Genomic DNA, 16,447 nt, shown 5'->3' with positions numbered 1-16,447 from the left:
GGTTGACTTCCGCATGCGGAAACGGAGGCCGCATGCCTACCGTCATTTGTGTCTCCCTCGTACGTCACGGAGCGGCCAGTGGGCGCACCACCTCTTCCCCGACCGGCCCTCGGGGTGCCCACTTCTCCGGACGACCGGCTCCGCGGCTTCGTGCGGCACGCCACCCAGCACGGCACGGCCACCAGCGGCCATCACAACCAGAACTACGTGCTGGAGCTCGACGAATCCGTGGCGCGCCTGCTGGGCCGTGAGCCGGGGACATCGGTGACGGTGCGCATCCGCCGGGCGGAGGCGCTGCCGGTGGTGATCAGGACCTGGCACAACGAGGACGAGATCCTCGGTGCGGTCAAGGACGTGTTGCCGCACGTGCCGCAATGCCTCGCCAAGGGCCCCGACTTCGCCGTCCACAGCTATGTGGACGGCGTGCCGCTGTCCAGCATCTGCGCCAACGGAAAGCCCCTGGACACCCTGCTCATGCGGGCACTGGCCGGACTGCTCGCCCAGATGACCCGGGTCAGACGCAGCTCCCTGCCTTCCTTGCCGCCCCACTGGCCGAGCAACGACACCGACAGCCAGGCGTTCCTGCGGACCCTCGCCCACCTCGCGGACGAGCAGATCCGCCGGCCCAACTGGTCTGTATTCGGCGGACTGTTCGCGGCGCTGGGCATCCCGGAGGACGCCTTGGTCCGGCTGGCCGACCGCATCCCTGCCCTGACGCGGCGGCCGTACAGCCTGCTCCACGCCGACCTGCACCGCGACAACGTGATCGTCACCTACGGCGAAACGCTTCCTCTCATCTGCGTCGACTGGGAGCTGGCGACCTACGGCGACCCCCTCCACGACCTGGCGACCCACCTGGTGCGCATGCACTACCCGGATCACCAGTGGTCCGAAGTGATCGACGCCTGGGAAGAGGCCATGCGTCGCATCCGCCCGGCGGCCGTCAACGGGCTGGCCAAGGACCTCCAGCACTACGTCGACTTCGAGCGCGCGCAGTCCGTGTTCCCGGACGTCATGCGGGCCGCGCGGTCCCTCGAGCAGGCGTTCTCGCAGAAGAACCTGGACGAGGCGACGGCAGAGGTGGACCGGGCGCTGCGTGCGGCCGCGCGTCCGCTCGGCCTGCGGAGTGTGCCCGGGCCGAAGGAGATCGAGCGGGCACTGTTCCGCTGGCTGGCGTCGCACGGGGTGCGTGGCACGCAGGTCTTCGGATGGGTCCCGGACCGGCGTCTGCCGCTGCGGGACGACTTCGGCGAGCGGGCCGTTCTCGACGCGCTGTCGGTCGAAGGCGGGGCCCCGGCCGGCCAGGTTTTCAAGGGCACTGCTCATCTCAACACAGTGGTGCGCGTGCCGGATGTCCCTCACCCTGTCGTTGTACGCCGCAGGCTGCCCGACGTGACCAGGCGGGAGCCGCACTTCCTGAGCGAGCACGCCGTGCTGCGCAGCATCGAGCGGGCGGGTGTCGCCGTGAACGCGCCCAAGGTACTGGCGCTGGGCGAGACGTATGCGAACGACCACTTCGCGATCCACACATACATGGGCCCGGAGGACATCGACCGCCCTCCGAACCACCCTGTGTACGGCCTTCTGCCGCACGAGGCGGACGGGCTGGTGGACCAGCTGTGCGCTCTGACCCAGGTGGACTACAGGCAGCTCGACCCGACGGCGGTCGAGCCAGGCTTTCACGGCTGGCTCAAGGACCAACTGGTCCGCCTCGTCGACGAGCTACCCAGGACGACACAGCAGCTCGCCCGGCAGCTGGGACTCCCGGACGCCGGACGGCTGCGCCAGCTCTTGTCCCGGCAGGATGTCAGCCACCGTGAATCGTCCCTGCTGCACGGCGACCTCAATCCGTGGAACCTGGTGCGCCGGGACGGTGGCCTGAGCATCATCGACTGGGAGATGGCGCTGATCGGTGACCCCCTGTACGACCTGGTCCGGCACCTGCACCTCACCCCGACCCGCCCGGAGATCCGGGATCGCATGTTCCGGCGCTGGGAACGCAAGCTTCCGCCCGCGTGCACGCGTGACTGGCAGAAGGACTGGCAGGTGTACCGGTGCCTGGAAGTCGTGCGTTCCGCGTACATAGACCTCGACCGCATCGTCACCGGGGAGGGCCTCGATGCGCCCAACGTGCGCCGCGCGGTCGACTCCTACACGGTGACCCTTGCGATCGCCAACGGCGCCCTCGGCCTTCCTGTCCGCACAGTCACGATCGGCCACCTTGCTCGGACTCTCGTCTAGAGGGAACATGTCAAAGGCCGTTGGGTCTGTTCGCCGGCGGCTTCAGCGGAATGCCCAGAGGGGGCTCGGCATACCGGAGCGGGGGAGCTGAATGGCCGACGGAGGTGCGGCACAGCGGTTACGCCGAATGCAGGAGCGTTTCGAGCCGCTGATCACACGCTTCATACTCGGTGGAATCTTCGTCACCGGACTGGTCGCTCAATTCGTGCCACCGGTGGGGGATGCCATAGAGGGGAAGGCGTACCTCGGCGGAGCTCTGCTCAGCCTGGTCGGGTACGTGCTGTACGACGCGGTGAAAGATCTCTCCAGCTCCGTGCGTCCACCTGCGCCGGCTCTGGTGAACTCCGGCGATTTGGCAGGCTTCGTCAGCGAAGCGTTCAAGGCGCGCAAGGTGGAGATCAGTTTCCTCGGCTACACGGGGGAGACACTCCAACACGAGCTCTACAACCGTCTGCGGGCTCTGTCGGTCAACCCGGGTCAGACACGCGAAGTTTTGGTACGGATGCTTGTGCCGGACTTCGAACAGCCCATGACTGTCCCCGCCCGGGTCGGGCCTGATGGACAGCACGTGGACGACCCGGCATTTCGCGAGCGTCTGCTACGACGATGCGAGGAGTACGAAGGGGTCCTGTCGGGTATTGCGGACCAGCTCAACCGGAACGGACGACAGGTCGTCCGGTGCGAATACCGATTCTACCCCGGTATCCCCGGCCAGAAGATCTGCATTTTCAACCGGGTGCAGGTGCTCCACGGCTTCTACGACCTTTCCGTACGCATGCGCCTCCAGCGCACCGGCCCCGAGTACTACGACCCCAAGGGCTACACCACCGACCTCAACGTCTGCTCGCCCGGCACCGCCGCATCCGACCCCGTGGTGACGATGTGGAACAAGCACTTCGACGACCTCTGGGCACTCGCGTCCGTGCCCAGCTGGCGGCGCAGCGCGGCCGCGTGACCCGGCCGGACAGCCCGGCTCAGGCGTCCTCGTCCTCCACCGGCGGCTCCAGCGCCCGCAACCACCGCTCCGTCTGCGCCACATGCGCCTCCGCCGCGCCCGCCGCCGCGCCCGGGTCGTGGGCGGCGATGGCCGTGGCGAGGACGCGGTGGTCGGCGTCGCTCTTGCGGCGCAGGTCGGGGCCTTCGGGGAGGGTGAAGACCTGGTACTTGCGGGAGCGGGCGCGGAAGACCGCCAGGAGGGAGGCGAGGGTGGGGTTGCCGGCCGCGCGGGCGATCTCCGCGTGGAAGCGGTGGTCCAGGTCGGACGCCTCCGCCGGGTCCTCCGTGGCCTCCATCGCCTCGATGAGGGAGAACAGCGTCCCGACCGTCTCAGGGGTGGCCCGGGCCGCCGCCTGCGCCGCCACGTGCGCCTCCAGGACGCGGCGGATCTCGTAGACCTCCAGCAGGCCCGGCAGGGGCAGGAGTTGCAGGGTCAGGGAGAGACTGCCGATCAGGTCCTCGGGGCGGAGCTGCGAGACGTATGTGCCCGAGCCGTGGCGCGGCTCGATCACGCCCAGCGCCGCCAGCATCCGGACCGCCTCGCGCAACGAGCCGCGGGAGACGCCGAGTTCCTCGCAGAGGTCCGCCTCGGGCGGAATCCGCTCCCCGGCGCCGAGCCGCCCCGTGGCGATCATGTGGCGCAGGCCGTGGAACGCCTTGTCGACTGCCGACATCCGTTGCCTCCCCTGGCGGGCCGCGTCCGCCGCGCCCCCGCCCGAGTGCACTGTAGCGGGCCGAGAGATCAGATGTCTTGGGTGAAACATTCCAGAGTCATCTGATTTCTAGTGGCTCACAGGTCTTGTCATGGCCGAAAACACCATGCCAACATCCCGAGTCATCATACGTCTTGGCCTCCGGGTCTCCCGGGGGTCCGATGTCCCTCGCGGATGGGAGTCATGTGAGCGAGACCGACGTCAGCACCGCGCCCCGCCCCCTGCTGCTGGCCGACGGCCGGCCCGCGGCGGACGCGTGGTCGCTGGATCCCGCCCTGCGCCACCTGAACCACGGCTCCTTCGGCGCCGTCCCGCTGGTCGCCCAGGAGCGGCAGAACGCGCTGCGGGCGGAGATGGAGCGGGCGCCGGTCGTGTGGTTCCCCGAGCTGCCGGGGCGGATCGCGGCGGCCCGGACCGGACTCGCCGCGTTCCTCGGCGTGGACGCGGGCGACCTCGCCCTGGTGCCCAACGCCAGCGCCGGCGTCAGCGTCGTCTACGCCGGCCTCGGCACGAAGGCCGGCGGCGAGATCGTCGTCACCGACCACGGCTACGGCGCCGTCACCATGGGCGCCGAACGCCTCGCCCGCCGCTGGGGCGGCCGGGTGCGCACCGCGCGGGTGCCGCTCGACGCGGACGAGGAGGAGGCGTACGAGGCGGTCATGGCCGAGGTCGGCGACGCCACCGGCCTCCTGGTCGTCGACCAGATCACCTCGGCGACCGCCCGCCGGCTCCCCGTGGAGCGGATCGGCGCGGAGGCGGCCCGGCGCGGTGTGCCGTTCCTCGTCGACGGCGCCCACGCGCCCGCCCTGCTCGCCGCCCCCCTCGACGGCCTGGCCTGCGACTTCTGGGCGGGCAACCTCCACAAGTGGGCCTGCGCCCCGCGCGGCACCGCCGCCCTGGTCGCCCGCGGCCCGCTCCGCGACGGCCTCCACCCCCTGATCGACTCCTGGGGCGCGCCCGACCCGTACCCGGACCGGTTCGACCAGCAGGGCACGCTCGACGCCACCAGCTACCTGGCCGCGCAGACCGCGCTGGACTTCGTCGACACCACCTGGGGCTGGGAAGCGGCCCGCCGCCACATGGACGAGCTGGCCGGGTACGGCGAGCGGGTCGTGGCCGCCGCCGTCACCGCGCTGACCGGCGAGGACGCTCGCGTGGACGTCGGGATGCCGGTGCCCGGCATGCGGCTGGTGCGGCTGCCGGACGGTCTGGCCGACAGCCGGGTCGCCGCGGACGCGCTGCGCGACCGGGCGGCCGCGGAGCTGGGCGTCGAGGCCGCGTTCACCGCCTTCGGCGGCGTCGGCTACGTACGGCTGTCCGCGCACCTCTACAACACCGCCGAGGACTACGAGTACTTCGCCGAGCGGTGCGTCCCCGTGCTCGGCGAGTGGGCCCGCGCCGCCCGCCCCTGATCCCCCCGTTCTCCGCACCTCCCCCCGCCCGTCGCCCCGTTCACCCAAGGAAGAGGTCAGCACGATGAGAAGAAGGACGGCAGCTCTCGCGCTCGGCACCGCCGCCGCGATGGTCCTGACCGGCTGCTCCACCATGAGCCCCGGTGAGAGCGGAACGGTCACCCTCAACATGGTGGAGAGCCTGACCAACCCCGCCCGCACCGACCTGCTCGAGGAGCTGATGGCCGACTTCGAGCGGCAGAACCCGAAGATCAAGGTCAACCTGGTCTCGCCGCCCACCGAGCAGGCCGACCAGAAGCTCCAGCAGATGCTCCAGTCGGGCAGCGGCGTCGACGTCCTGGAGGTCCGCGACATCACCGTCGGCCCCTGGTCGAACAACGGCTGGCTGTACGACATGAAGAAGGACCTGGCCGGCTGGAAGGGCTGGGACGCGCTGACCGACAACGCTGTCGCCGCCTCCGAGGACGACAAGGGCCGCACCTACTTCGTGCCGTACGGCTTCTACGGGCTAAGCCTCTTCCACCGCACCGACCTGATCGAGGAGGCCGGCTTCGACAAGCCCCCGGCCACCTGGGAGGAACTGCTGGAGCAGGCGTCGAAGATCCACGACCCCTCGTCGCGCCGGTACGGCTACGCCTTCCGCGGTGGCGCCAACGCGCACAGCAACGCCACGGCCGCCATCGAGGCGTACGTCGCCGACCGGATCGACCCGGCCAACGGCTACCTCCTGAAGGACGGCACGACCATCTTCTCGGCGCCCGAGGCGCTGGACGCGATGGAGATGTACCTGAAGCTGTTCAAGCAGGCGTCGCCGAAGTCGTCCGTGGCGTGGGGCTACCCGGAGATGGTGGAGGGCTTCTCCAACGGCTCGACCGCGTTCCTGCTCCAGGACCCCGAGGTCATCGCCACCGTCTCCGAGTCGAAGTCGATCGACGCCGAGCAGTGGAGCACCGCGCCGCTGATCGCCGGACCGAGCGGGAAGACCGTGCAGCCGCTGGCGACCGCCGGATGGGGTGTCGCGGAGGGCAGCAAGCACAAGGCCGAGGCCGTGAAGCTGGTGCAGTTCCTCTCGGAGGGTGAGGCGTCGACGCGGTTCAGCAAGGGGAACAGCCTGGTGCCCATCCTGAAGGCGGCGGCCGAGGACGAGTTCTACCGCACCGGTCCCTGGGCCAGCTACGTCACCATGACGGAGAACCCGGACACGTACCTGGTCGTCACCCAGCCGCGCGGGGTCGCGTGGTGGACGGAGTGGCAGCAGCGCGCCGACACGGACGTGCAGAAGATGATCCTCGGCAAGCTCACGCCGAAGGAGCTGCTGGCCGGCTGGGACGCCTACTGGACCGAGAAGTGGAAGAAGTGACCATGTCCGGTACGTCCACGCCCCCGTCCGGCGTGACCGCGGCGCCCTCCGTACGCAAGGAGGGCGCCCCGCCCCGGGGCGGGGGCGCCGGGGGGCGCCGGCGGCGGGAGTTCACCACCCGGCGTGGTCTGGTCATCGCCGCGTTCATGGCGCCGGCGGCGGTCTTCGTGGCGCTGTTCACGTACTACCCGATGATCGCCGGCAGCCAGATGGCGTTCCGGAACTGGAACCTGACCGACCTCACGGACACCTCGTGGGTGGGGATCAAGAACTTCCGGGAGGTCTTCACCGACCCCGCGTGGGGCACGGTGCTGGGCAACACCGCGCTGTGGGTGGTCGGTTCGATCGTGCCGCAGCTGGTGATCGGGTTCGCGCTGGCGCTGTGGCTGCGCCGCAGGTTCCGTCTCCGCGGGCTCTACCAGGCGCTGATCTTCTTCCCGTGGGCGATCTCCGGGTTCCTCATCGGCATCCTGTTCCGCTGGATGTTCAACAGCGAGTTCGGCGTCGTCAACGACCTGCTCCAGAAGGCCGGCCTGATCGACGAGCCGGTCGCCTGGCTCGCCGACCCGGACACCGCGATGGTCGCCGTGCTGGTCGCCAACGTCTGGTACGGGGTCACCTTCTTCGCGATCATGATCCTGGCCGCGCTCCAGTCGATCCCGGACGAACTGTACGAGGCGGCGGCGCTGGACGGCGCGGGCAAGGCGCGGACGCTGTTCCGCGTCACCATCCCGTACATCCGCGTGACGCTGGTGCTCACGGTGCTGCTGCGGGTCATCTGGATCTTCAACTTCCCCGACCTGATCTTCGGCATGACCGGGGGCGGCCCGAACAACGAGACGCACATCGTGACCACCTGGATGATCAAGATCACGCAGCAGGGCGACTACGGCAAGGCGTCCGCGCTCGGTCTGCTGGTGGTGGCGGTGCTGCTGGTGTTCGCGGTGTTCTTCCTGACGGCGACGCGGGAGCGGGGCGGCGGCCGCCGGGGCGCCGGACGGACCGGAAAGCGAGAGGTGCGGGCGTGATCGGCAAGGAAACCACGGCCGGCCGGGCCACGAAGTTCACCTTCCTCGGGCTCTGGCTCGTCTTCTCCCTCTTCCCGCTGTACTGGATCACCGTCACGTCCCTGAAGGACCCCGGTGACATCTTCTCCTTCCCGATCGCCTACTGGCCCGAGCGGTTCTCCCTGGAGAACTACCAAGGGCTGTTCGGCAAGGCGGACTTCGGCACGTACCTGGTGAACAGCCTGGTCGTGTCGACCGTCGCGGGCGCGGTGGCCACCGCCATCTCCACGCTCTCGGCGTACGTCCTCGCCCGGTTCGAGTTCCGCAGCAAGTCCGCGCTGCTGATGGCGTTCCTGGTCACGCAGATGATCCCGTCGTTCATCGCGCTGGGCCCGCTGTACCTGCTGATGACCGACCTCCGGCTGGTCGACAACCGGCTCGGCCTGATGCTGGTCTACATCGCCGTGTGCATCCCCTTCTGCACGGTGATGCTGCGCGGCTTCTTCGAGAACGTCCCCGACGCGCTGGAGGAGGCCGCGATGATCGACGGCCTCTCCCGGCTCGGGGCGCTGCTGCGCGTGCTGCTGCCGGTGATGCGGCCGGGGATCGTCGCAGCGTTCATCTTCAACTTCGTCAACTGCTGGAACGAGCTGTTCCTTTCGGTGACGCTGATGAACAGCGACGAGAACAAGACCGTGCCGACCGCGCTCAACGGCTTCATCTCCAGCTTCAACATCGACTGGGGTTCGATGTCCGCGGCGGCGGTGCTGACGATCCTGCCGACGATGGTGCTGTTCGCCTTCGCCAGCCGGCACATCGTGCAGGGGCTGACGGCGGGGGCGGTGAAGGGCTGATCAGGGGGCGGCGCGGGTGCCGGGACCGTCGGCGGTCCCGTTTCCGGCGGCCTCCCGCGCCGCCCGCTCCAGCCGGTCGCGGTAGGCCGCCCACCAGGCCGGATCGTCCGACGGCAGACTGGTGGCGCCCGGCCGCTCGCCCGTCGCGCCGTCCAGCCGCTCGCGCAGGATGTCGGCATGGCCCGCGTGCCGGCTGGTGTCGGCGATGACGCGGACCACGGCGTGGTGCAGGGTCAGCCCGGCGCGGTCCGCCGGCCACCACGGCACCGTGCCGGTCGTGTCCAGGGGCAGCACCGGTCAGGACCTGGTGATGGCCGTGTCGTCCGCCGGCCACGGCCTCTTCGACGCGGCGACCGGCGAGATCGTCGCCCGGGACCGGGACCCCGACCCGGACACGGACACCCCCGACGCGGAACCCGACCTCGCCTGCCCCGGGCTCGGTCCGGTCGCGGGCGTGCCGGTGCGGATCGCGGGCCTCTTCGGCGGCGGCCTGCACCACACCACAGCCGACGGCTGGGCCCTGGACGTCGTCAGCCCCGACTGGCCCGCCCACCGCGTGATCCTCTCCGCGGACGGGGGAGGACACCGCGGCGAGCCGGGCGGCACATGGTGGCACGTCCACCACGCCTCCTGGTCCGAGTTCCGGACCGCCGGCTTCTCGCCCTCCGGCCGGACCCTCGCGGTGGCCACCAGCAGCGACCTCGTCCTCTGGGCGCGGGCGTCCGTTCCGGCGCTCAGCTGAGGATCGCCTCCAGGCGTCCGCGGTACTCCAGGGCAGCGACGTCACCCGGGAAGTCTGGTCCCGGCGCCGCGCCGGAGGTCACCGCTTTCCCCCGCCTCCTGGGAGGCATCCCTCAGCGGCGGCCGAGCAGCTCGGCGACGCGGAGGAAGCCGTCCGCCCCGTGCCCCCGCCCGATGGCACGGCGGGCCATGCCCTCCGCCGCGCGCATCACGCCCGCGTCGATGCCGTGCGCCTCGGAGGTGTGGACGATGTGGGCCATGGACGACACCGCGGAGGTGAGCGGATTGCCGTCGCCGGGGAAGCTGCCGCGGTCCGTCTCCTCGGCGGACTGCTCGAAGATCGGCGGGAGGATCTCGCCGATGCCCTGGGCGAAGGGCGCCAGCTCCCGCGCGGTGATCCCCTCCGCCCGCGCCACCGCGAGGGCGTGCGCGTAGCCGGCCATCGCGGTCCAGAAGATGTCGAGCAGGGCGATGTCGTAGGCCGCCGCCCGGCCGATCTCCTCGCCGAGGTGGGTGTGCGTGCCGCCCAGTGCCTCCAGCACGGGCCGGTGCTCCTCGTAGAGGTCCTCAGGGCCGGCGTGGAGGAACACCGCCGCGGGCGTCCCGATCGTCGTGGTGGGCGTCATGATCGCGCCGTCCAGGTAGCGGACGCCGTGACCGGCCGCCCAGTCCGCCAGGCCGCGGGCCCGCTCCGGGGTGTCGGCGCTCAGGTTCACGACCGTGCGCCCCTTGAGCGCACCGGCGACCGCGTCACGCCGCAGGACGGCGTCCGCCGCGTCGTAGTTCACCACGCAGACCACGGTCAGCGGGGAGGCGGCGACGGCCTCCTCCGCCGAGCGGGCGCCGGACGCTCCCCGGGCGAGCAGGTCGCGGTCCCTGCCGGGGGTCCGGTTCCAGACCGTGGTGCGCAGCCCCGCCTCCAGGAAGGCGCCGGCCAGGGCCCGCCCCATCGGCCCCAGACCGAGCACGGTGACGGCAGACTGTTCGAGGTGCATGGACATGATGCGACTCCTGTATGTGAACAAAGGCAACAAAAGGGGTGGACATGGGGCGCAGTCGGGCCCGGGACGTCAATGTCTGCGGGGTGACCGCCGCGATCGCCGTGATCGACGGCAAATGGAAGACCGCGCTGCTGTGGCTGCTGGAGTCCGGGCCGCAGCGGCCCGGTGAACTGCGCCGGCGGCTGCCGGGCCTCAGTGAGAAGGTGCTGACCCAGGCGCTCCGGGAGATGGAGACGGACGGGCTGGTGCACCGCGAGGTGCACGACGTGCTGCCGCTGAAGACCGAGTACTCGCTGACCGCCTTCGGCCGCGAGCTCTCCGAGGCCCTGGGGCCCCTCGCCGACTGGGGGCATCGCCGCCTGGAGAAGCTGGCCGGGTCCCGCCCGGCCTCCTGACGCGCACCACCTCCTCCGAAGCGTCAGCCGCCTTCGCCCAGGCTCTCCCCGCCGCCACCGCCCTGCCAAGTACGCACAAAAAAGTGGGTACGTCGGAGGTGCTGCCCGCCCTGTCCGGCCGCCGGGCCGTCGTACGTGAACCGGTACCCGGCGCAGTCGGTGAGGTGGACGTAACCGAGGCGCTGGTAGAGGGCGTTGCTGGTCGGGTTGGCCGGGTCCGCGAAGAGGACGACGTCCGTGGCGCCCGCCTCCAGCGCGGCCCGGCTCACCGCGGCCGTCACCGCGCCCGCGTAGCCCTGGCCGCGGAAGCGGGCCGGGGTGTGGACGGGGTCGACGCGGACCATGCCGCCGGTGACCGAGGTGACGGCCGCCATGGAGACGGGGGTGCCGTCCGGGGTCCGCCAGAAGGTGAAGTGCCGGTCGCCGAACCGGGACCGGTCCCAGGCGCCCGCATCGATCAGGTCGATGGAGGGCTGCTCGCCGACCTCGGCGCAGAACTCCCGGCACCGGCGCACCACGAGGTCGCGGTCCGCCGCCCCCGCTGCATGGGCCCGGCCCTCCGGATGCGGCCGGGGCGGGGTGAGCGTGCCGAGGCGGTAGAGGTGCGTGTGCCAGAACAGCTTCGGCACCGCGCCGCTGTGCTCCTGCCAGGCCGAGGCGAAGGCGTCGGCGGTGTCCTGGTCGGCGACGACCTGGGCGGGGGAGTGGCCGAGGGCGGCCAGGCGGGCGGCGAGGGCGCCGGCGTCGCCGGCGGTCAGCGGGGTGAGGCCGAGTCGGCCGCGCGGGGTGAGGTAGCAGACCGCGCGGACCTCGCCCTCCCTTTCCAGCCGGCCGAGGACGCGGTCGCCCGCGCCGGGGAGCCGCAGCTTCTCGACGTCCGTCAGCGGTGTGGTGTGCAGGGCGGGGCGCGAGCGCAGGAAGCCGCCGGTTCGGGCGAGGAAGTCCTCGACATCGGTGGTGAGATGCCAGTGGTCCGGGAGCATGCCTCATCGTGCCGGACGCGGGACCGGGCGTGCGGGGGTTCGCGCCGATCCCGCCGACGGGTGACCGGAACGCCTACCCCTGTTCCACCACGTCCGCGACCACGCAGCTCACGTTGTCGGGACCGCCCGACGCGTTGGCCAGGCCGACGAGTTCACGGACGGCCGCCTCGGGGCCGGGCGCCTCCGCGAGCACGCGGTGGATGTCCCCGGCGGGCACGACCGTGGACAGGCCGTCGGAGCAGAGGAGATAGCGGTCGCCCGCGCGGGCGTCGTGCAGCCGCAGGTCGGGCGTGGAGTCGGCGCCCCGGCCCAGGGCGCGCAGCAGCAGGGACCGCTGCGGGTGCGAGGCGGCCTCCTCGGGGGTGAGACGCCCCTCGTCGATCAGCGACTGCACCACCGTGTGGTCGTGGGTGATCTGGAACAGCTCCCCGTCGCGCAGGAGATGGACGCGGGAGTCGCCGATGTGGACGAGGGCGAGCTGCGAGCCGGTCCACAGCATCGCGGTGAGCGTGGTGCCCGCGTCGGCGTCGTCGTCGCCGGGTGAGGCGAGGCCGTGCACGGCCTGTTCGGCGCGGCCGAGGGCGTCCTCCAGGGCGCCCAGCAGGTCGTCCGCCGGGACGGTCTCCGTCTCCAGACGCCGCAGCGCGTCGACGGCGGCCGCGCCGGCCGGGGCGCCCCCGCCGCCGTAGCCGTCGGCGACGGCGAGCAGGCGGGAGCCGGCGTAGGCGGTGTCCTGGTTGCTCGCGCGGACCCGTCCGGTGTCGGACAGGGCGGCGTGACGGAGCGCGAGGGGTGCGGTGGTGCGGGACATGGTGGGGTCCTTCCGGGTCAGGTGGTCGACGAGGAAGGCCGCCAGGTCCCGCCGCGCGGCCGTGTCGGCCTCGACCCGCGCCCAGTACGCGCGGATCTCGCCGGCCGCCTCGCCCGCCTCCAGGGCGCACACCCGCCGGATACGGGCGAGCGGCATGCCCAGCCGCCGGAGCCAGGCGACCAGCCGGGCCTGCTCCAGCTGTCCGGGCGCGTAACGGCGGTAGCCGGTGTCCGGGTCGACGCGGGCGGGAGTCAGCAGACCGAGCTCGTCGTACAGCCGCAGCGCCTTCGGCGACAGCCGGGACGCCTTCGCGAACGCCCCGATGGTCAGCAGCTCCATGCGTGTCCCTCCTCGTACCGGGCCCGTCGCCCGGCCCCACCGATGCTGGGCGCTCCCCCAAGGTGAAGGTCAACAGCGGGCCGCGCGGAGGGCAAGCACACTCTTGCAAGCAGGTTGCTTGCAATTGTTAGCGCGGTGCGCCATGGTGGGGGTATGGCATCCCTGAACGTCGGCGGACTCGGTGAGTATCTGCGCGAGCAGCGGCGCAACGCGCAGCTGTCGCTTCGGCAGCTCGCCGATGCCGCCGGGGTGTCCAATCCGTATCTGAGCCAGATCGAGCGCGGGCTGCGCAAGCCCAGCGCGGAGGTGCTCCAGCAGGTCGCCAAGGCGCTGCGCATTTCCGCCGAGACGCTGTACGTCCGCGCCGGGATCCTCGACGCCGAGCGCGACCGTGACGAGGTCGAGACGCGCGCCGTGATCCTCGCCGATCCCACGCTGACCGAGCGCCAGAAGCAGGTGCTCCTCCAGATCTACGAGTCCTTCCGCAAGGAGAACGGATTCGGGGGCACCGAAGACGGTGAGGTGGATCCCGTCGGACCCGAGCCGGGTACGGAGGCGTCCACCAGCACGGGCGGCAGACCCGCCGAGCGCCCCGGCCGCGAGGCCGAAGGCGACGACAGCGGTCCGCGGCGGACGGCCGGCTGAGCCGGCCAGGGCGCCGGCCGCGCGCCGCGGACCACACAGACCCTCAGCCGAAGAACGACATCCGGGAGGACCCTCACCATGGCCATCACCGACGACCTGCGCAAGACCCTCAGCGACCCCAAGCCGCTCTACTTCGCCGCCGGCACCGCCGATCTGGCGCTGCAGCAGGCCAAGAAGGTGCCGGCCCTGGTGGAGCAGCTGCGCACCGAGGCCCCGGCCCGCATCGAGGCCGTGCGCAACACCGACCCCAAGGCCGTCCAGGAGCGGGTGACCGTCCGGGTCCGCGAGACGCAGGAGACCTTGCAGACCAAGGCCAACGAGCTGTTCGGGACGATCGACACCGACCTGAAGAAGCTCGGCGAGACCGCCCAGGACCTGGCGCTGCGCAGCGTGGGCGTCGCCGCCGAGTACGCGGTCAAGGCCCGCGAGACCTACGAGAAGCTCGCCGAGCACGGTGAGCAGGCCGTGAAGACCTGGCGCGGCGAGGCCGCCGAGGGCATCGAGGACATCGCGGTGGCCGTCGAGCCGCCGGCCGAGCCGAAGCCCGCGGCCGCCCCGGTCGTGACCGAGCCGGCCGAGGACGAGCCGGCCGAGGCGAAGAAGCCCGCCGCCGCCGCGAAGAAGGCCCCGGCGCCCCGTAAGGCCCCGGCGAAGAAGACGACGCCGCCCGCGAAGTGAGCGGCGCCGGCCCGCGTTGAGCGGGACGGACAGGGACGCAACGGTACGGGCCGGGCACTTACGCGGTGCCCGGCCCGTTCATCGGATAGCCGACCGGCGGATGCGGGTACGGTGACGGCGGGAAGACGACGTGGCGCCCGTCGGCGGCGCGGCAAGGACGACGGCGCGGTGGACGAGCCGATTACGGGTGGTGGACGTAGTGCTGATGCAGGGCTTCACTAACTTCTTGTGGCTGCTGAACCTGGCTTTGATCGTGTTCACCGGCTTCGCGCTGATCGACGCCGCCACGCGCCGTGAGGACGCCTACCGCGCGGCGGACAAGAAGACCAAGCCGTTCTGGCTGATCATCCTGGGTCTCGCCTTCGTGGTGAGCCTGATCTTCAACATCCTGTCGTTCCTGCCGATCATCGGCCTGATCGCGACCATCGTGTACATGGTCGACGTCCGCCCGGCCCTGAGGTCCCTCCCCGGCGGCGGCCGGGCCCGTAGGGGCTCCAGCAGCGACGGCCCGTACGGGCCGTACAACGGCGGCCGCTGACCGAAGGCGCCGCGGTGACCGCGCCCCTTCAGGGGCGCGGGGAACTGCGCGAACGGCCCAGGACGGCCCGCACCGGGCGTCGGTCAGCGCGTGCGGTCCAGGAGCAGGACCGCCACGTCGTCCGTCAGTTCGCCGCCGTTGAGGTCCCGGACCTCGTTCACCGCCGTGCGGAGCAGTTCCTCGCCGGTCAGGCCCTCGGCGAGGCGGCGGCGGATCATCTCCACCATGCCGTCCTGGCCCAGCCGCTCCCCGGTGTCGCCGACCCGGCCCTCGATCAGGCCGTCGGTGTAGAGCATCAGGCTCCACTCGGCGCCCAGCTCCACCTGCATCCGCGGCCAGCGGGCGCCCGGCAGCAGCCCGAGCGCCGGGCCGTTGTTCTCGTACGGCAGCAGCCGCGCCGGCATGCCGGGGCGGGCCAGCAGCGGCGACGGGTGGCCGGCCAGGCAGAGCCCGGCCCGGCGGCCGTCCGGCGCGATGTCCACCGTGCACAGCGTCGCGAAGATCTCGTCGTCCGGCCGCTCGTGCTCCAGCACCTGCTGCAGCGTGCTCAGCAGCTGGTCCCCGCACAGCCCGGCCAGGGTCAGCGCCCGCCAGGCGATGCGCAGCTCCACGCCGAGCGCCGCCTCGTCCGGGCCGTGCCCGCAGACGTCGCCGATCATGGCGTGCACGGTCCCGTCGGGCGTGCGGACCACGTCGTAGAAGTCGCCGCCCAGCAGGGCGCGCGAGCGGCCGGGCCGGTAGCGGGCGGCGAACCGCAGCGGGGAGCCGTCCAGCAGCGGCGTCGGCAGCAGGCCGCGCTCGAGCCGGCGGTTCTCCTGGGCGCGCAGCCGGCCCTCGGCGAGCCGCCGCTCCGCGGAGTCGGACCGCTTGCGCTCCACCGCGTAGCGGATGGCGCGGCTCAGCAGCCGCCCGTCCAGCTCGTCGCGGACCAGGTAGTCCTGCGCGCCGACCCGTACGGCCTCGGCGCCGCGCTCGGTGTCGTCCGCGCCGGTGAGGGCGAGGACGGCGTGCCGGGGCGCCAGCTCCAGGACGTGCCGGAGGACGGCCAGCTCGTCGCCGTCGTCCGCCCTGCCGGGCGCGGGCAGCGCCAGGTCCAGCAGGATGCAGTGGACGTCGTCGGTCAGCAGCCGCTCGGCCTCGGTGAGGTTGCGGGCGGTGCGGATGCGAATCGGCCGCCCGGCCTGGTCGAGCAGGTCGGGCACGATCGGCGTGCTGCCCGGGTCGTTCTCGATGAGCAGCAGGGTGAGCTGTGCGGGTGTCGTGGTGGTCGCGGTCTTCGCCGGCCGGGTGTCGGACGGAGCGGCCGCGCCGGCGGCCGCCGTCCGGTTCTCGGGCGACTCCTGTGCGGACTCGTTCGGTGCGGCGACCGGCCCCTGACCGCCTTCCGCGGCCGGGATCGCTCTCTGCCGCGGTACGGATGCGGGCATTGTTCCGGGTTCCTTCCCTCCCCCCGAGGGCATGGCGGGGGCGACGGATCTCGGCCCTGCCCTCCGCGTGCGTCTGGCGTGAGCGGGCAGGGGATGCCCCTTCGAACGGGGACCATAGCGGGTGACCGCGCCGCAGCGGAATGGTGGAAACCACGCTGCCCGGCCAACGGCCGCTGTCATATGCCGCGTTTGCTACCGCAGTTGGACAGGCCGGAAATGCTGTGGGGATGACGAACGTCACGTCCACGGGGCGTTGGCCACGAGATCCACGTGTGATGGGTCACGTGGCCCGTGTCACCGGGCCGT

Annotated in this window: 16 protein-coding genes and 1 pseudogene; 11 read left to right on the top strand and 6 right to left on the bottom strand. The window is 71.7% G+C overall.

What is annotated here, in order from left to right:
* Window positions 1-114: 114 nt before the first annotated feature.
* Entirely contained in the window at window positions 115-2,241 is a 2,127-nt protein-coding gene (locus ACP7TJ_RS14775) for a phosphotransferase (RefSeq protein ID WP_427763459.1), read from the top strand.
* A gap of 127 nt (window positions 2,242-2,368) precedes the next feature.
* On the top strand, window positions 2,369-3,196 hold the full coding sequence (locus ACP7TJ_RS14770; protein ID WP_367534668.1) for a hypothetical protein: 828 nt from the start codon (window positions 2,369-2,371) through the stop codon (window positions 3,194-3,196).
* 19 nt (window positions 3,197-3,215) lie between these two features.
* Here the strand turns inward: ACP7TJ_RS14770 and ACP7TJ_RS14765 are convergent, their stop codons facing one another.
* Window positions 3,216-3,911, bottom strand: a complete 696-nt coding sequence (locus tag ACP7TJ_RS14765) for a FadR/GntR family transcriptional regulator (protein WP_093768600.1) — start codon at window positions 3,909-3,911, stop codon at window positions 3,216-3,218.
* 224 nt (window positions 3,912-4,135) lie between these two features.
* On the opposite strand from ACP7TJ_RS14765, the gene ACP7TJ_RS14760 reads away from it, so the two are divergent.
* From ACP7TJ_RS14760 to ACP7TJ_RS14745, 4 genes are all read left to right on the top strand, one after another.
* Complete coding sequence (locus tag ACP7TJ_RS14760; RefSeq protein WP_427763458.1) at window positions 4,136-5,362, top strand: aminotransferase class V-fold PLP-dependent enzyme; 1,227 nt, start codon at window positions 4,136-4,138, stop codon at window positions 5,360-5,362.
* Window positions 5,363-5,426: 64 nt separating this feature from the next.
* Complete coding sequence (locus ACP7TJ_RS14755; protein WP_266398423.1) at window positions 5,427-6,722, top strand: ABC transporter substrate-binding protein; 1,296 nt, start codon at window positions 5,427-5,429, stop codon at window positions 6,720-6,722.
* Entirely contained in the window at window positions 6,719-7,750 is a 1,032-nt protein-coding gene (locus ACP7TJ_RS14750) for a carbohydrate ABC transporter permease (RefSeq protein WP_093768603.1), read from the top strand. The genes ACP7TJ_RS14755 and ACP7TJ_RS14750 overlap by 4 nt, the downstream gene beginning before the upstream one ends.
* Window positions 7,747-8,583, top strand: a complete 837-nt coding sequence (locus tag ACP7TJ_RS14745) for a carbohydrate ABC transporter permease (protein WP_093768604.1) — start codon at window positions 7,747-7,749, stop codon at window positions 8,581-8,583. Before ACP7TJ_RS14750 ends, ACP7TJ_RS14745 begins: the two co-directional genes overlap by 4 nt.
* Here ACP7TJ_RS14745 and ACP7TJ_RS14740 read toward each other — a convergent pair.
* A pseudogene (locus ACP7TJ_RS14740) lies at window positions 8,584-8,874 on the bottom strand (DUF664 domain-containing protein); the annotation flags it as partial. It lies immediately after the preceding gene.
* Here ACP7TJ_RS14740 and ACP7TJ_RS14735 point away from each other — a divergent pair.
* Window positions 8,789-9,325, top strand: coding sequence for a hypothetical protein (locus ACP7TJ_RS14735; protein WP_427763456.1), 537 nt, complete (start codon window positions 8,789-8,791; stop codon window positions 9,323-9,325). The pseudogene ACP7TJ_RS14740 and the gene ACP7TJ_RS14735 sit on opposite strands and share 86 nt — an antisense overlap.
* Before the next feature lie 112 nt (window positions 9,326-9,437).
* Here the strand turns inward: ACP7TJ_RS14735 and ACP7TJ_RS14730 are convergent, their stop codons facing one another.
* Entirely contained in the window at window positions 9,438-10,325 is an 888-nt protein-coding gene (locus ACP7TJ_RS14730) for an NAD(P)-dependent oxidoreductase (protein ID WP_427763455.1), read from the bottom strand.
* A 44-nt stretch (window positions 10,326-10,369) separates the two neighbouring features.
* Here ACP7TJ_RS14730 and ACP7TJ_RS14725 point away from each other — a divergent pair, with 44 nt between their 5' ends.
* The gene (locus ACP7TJ_RS14725; protein ID WP_093768608.1) at window positions 10,370-10,720 is read left to right on the top strand and encodes a winged helix-turn-helix transcriptional regulator; all 351 of its coding nucleotides are present in this window, start codon (window positions 10,370-10,372) and stop codon (window positions 10,718-10,720) included.
* A gap of 23 nt (window positions 10,721-10,743) precedes the next feature.
* Here ACP7TJ_RS14725 and ACP7TJ_RS14720 read toward each other — a convergent pair whose 3' ends face one another.
* Window positions 10,744-11,703: a GNAT family N-acetyltransferase gene (locus tag ACP7TJ_RS14720; protein WP_427763453.1), complete on the bottom strand. Its 960-nt coding sequence runs from the start codon at window positions 11,701-11,703 to the stop codon at window positions 10,744-10,746.
* 73 nt (window positions 11,704-11,776) lie between these two features.
* Window positions 11,777-12,853: a MerR family transcriptional regulator gene (locus tag ACP7TJ_RS14715; RefSeq protein ID WP_367448536.1), complete on the bottom strand. Its 1,077-nt coding sequence runs from the start codon at window positions 12,851-12,853 to the stop codon at window positions 11,777-11,779.
* A gap of 153 nt (window positions 12,854-13,006) precedes the next feature.
* On the opposite strand from ACP7TJ_RS14715, the gene ACP7TJ_RS14710 reads away from it, so the two are divergent.
* The 3 genes from ACP7TJ_RS14710 to ACP7TJ_RS14700 all read left to right on the top strand — a co-directional run bounded on the left by ACP7TJ_RS14710 (window position 13,007) and on the right by ACP7TJ_RS14700 (window position 14,714).
* Window positions 13,007-13,498: a helix-turn-helix domain-containing protein gene (locus ACP7TJ_RS14710; protein ID WP_093768610.1), complete on the top strand. Its 492-nt coding sequence runs from the start codon at window positions 13,007-13,009 to the stop codon at window positions 13,496-13,498.
* 78 nt (window positions 13,499-13,576) lie between these two features.
* Window positions 13,577-14,176 (top strand): hypothetical protein, encoded by a 600-nt coding sequence (locus tag ACP7TJ_RS14705; protein WP_093768611.1) that lies wholly within the window; start codon window positions 13,577-13,579, stop codon window positions 14,174-14,176.
* Between the two features lie 205 nt (window positions 14,177-14,381).
* Window positions 14,382-14,714 carry a DUF2516 family protein gene (locus tag ACP7TJ_RS14700; protein ID WP_176710897.1) on the top strand — a complete coding sequence of 111 codons (333 nt, stop codon included), beginning with the start codon at window positions 14,382-14,384 and terminating at the stop codon, window positions 14,712-14,714.
* An 83-nt stretch (window positions 14,715-14,797) separates the two neighbouring features.
* On the opposite strand, the gene ACP7TJ_RS14695 is transcribed toward ACP7TJ_RS14700, so the two are convergent.
* Entirely contained in the window at window positions 14,798-16,141 is a 1,344-nt protein-coding gene (locus tag ACP7TJ_RS14695; protein WP_266547205.1) for a PP2C family protein-serine/threonine phosphatase, read from the bottom strand.
* Window positions 16,142-16,447: the final 306 nt, after the last annotated feature.

It is taken from the genome of Streptomyces sp. DSM 41931 (genome assembly GCF_050271085.1).
In the GTDB taxonomy this organism is placed as follows: domain Bacteria; phylum Actinomycetota; class Actinomycetes; order Streptomycetales; family Streptomycetaceae; genus Streptomyces; species Streptomyces albogriseolus.
This window is presented reverse-complemented; position numbering and strand designations above follow the sequence as displayed.

Coding starts and splice junctions, on each gene's coding strand:
- ACP7TJ_RS14770 (WP_367534668.1), top strand. CDS start 2,369: ATGCAGGAGCGTTTCGAGCCGCTGATCACACGCTTCATACTCGGTGGA.
- ACP7TJ_RS14700 (WP_176710897.1), top strand. CDS start 14,382: ATGCAGGGCTTCACTAACTTCTTGTGGCTGCTGAACCTGGCTTTGATC.
- ACP7TJ_RS14735 (WP_427763456.1), top strand. CDS start 8,789: ATGACGCGGACCACGGCGTGGTGCAGGGTCAGCCCGGCGCGGTCCGCC.
- ACP7TJ_RS14710 (WP_093768610.1), top strand. CDS start 13,007: ATGGCATCCCTGAACGTCGGCGGACTCGGTGAGTATCTGCGCGAGCAG.
- ACP7TJ_RS14715 (WP_367448536.1), bottom strand. CDS start 12,853: ATGGAGCTGCTGACCATCGGGGCGTTCGCGAAGGCGTCCCGGCTGTCG.
- ACP7TJ_RS14730 (WP_427763455.1), bottom strand. CDS start 10,325: ATGTCCATGCACCTCGAACAGTCTGCCGTCACCGTGCTCGGTCTGGGG.
- ACP7TJ_RS14725 (WP_093768608.1), top strand. CDS start 10,370: ATGGGGCGCAGTCGGGCCCGGGACGTCAATGTCTGCGGGGTGACCGCC.
- ACP7TJ_RS14720 (WP_427763453.1), bottom strand. CDS start 11,703: ATGCTCCCGGACCACTGGCATCTCACCACCGATGTCGAGGACTTCCTC.
- ACP7TJ_RS14755 (WP_266398423.1), top strand. CDS start 5,427: ATGAGAAGAAGGACGGCAGCTCTCGCGCTCGGCACCGCCGCCGCGATG.
- ACP7TJ_RS14765 (WP_093768600.1), bottom strand. CDS start 3,911: ATGTCGGCAGTCGACAAGGCGTTCCACGGCCTGCGCCACATGATCGCC.
- ACP7TJ_RS14705 (WP_093768611.1), top strand. CDS start 13,577: ATGGCCATCACCGACGACCTGCGCAAGACCCTCAGCGACCCCAAGCCG.
- ACP7TJ_RS14695 (WP_266547205.1), bottom strand. CDS start 16,141: ATGCCCGCATCCGTACCGCGGCAGAGAGCGATCCCGGCCGCGGAAGGC.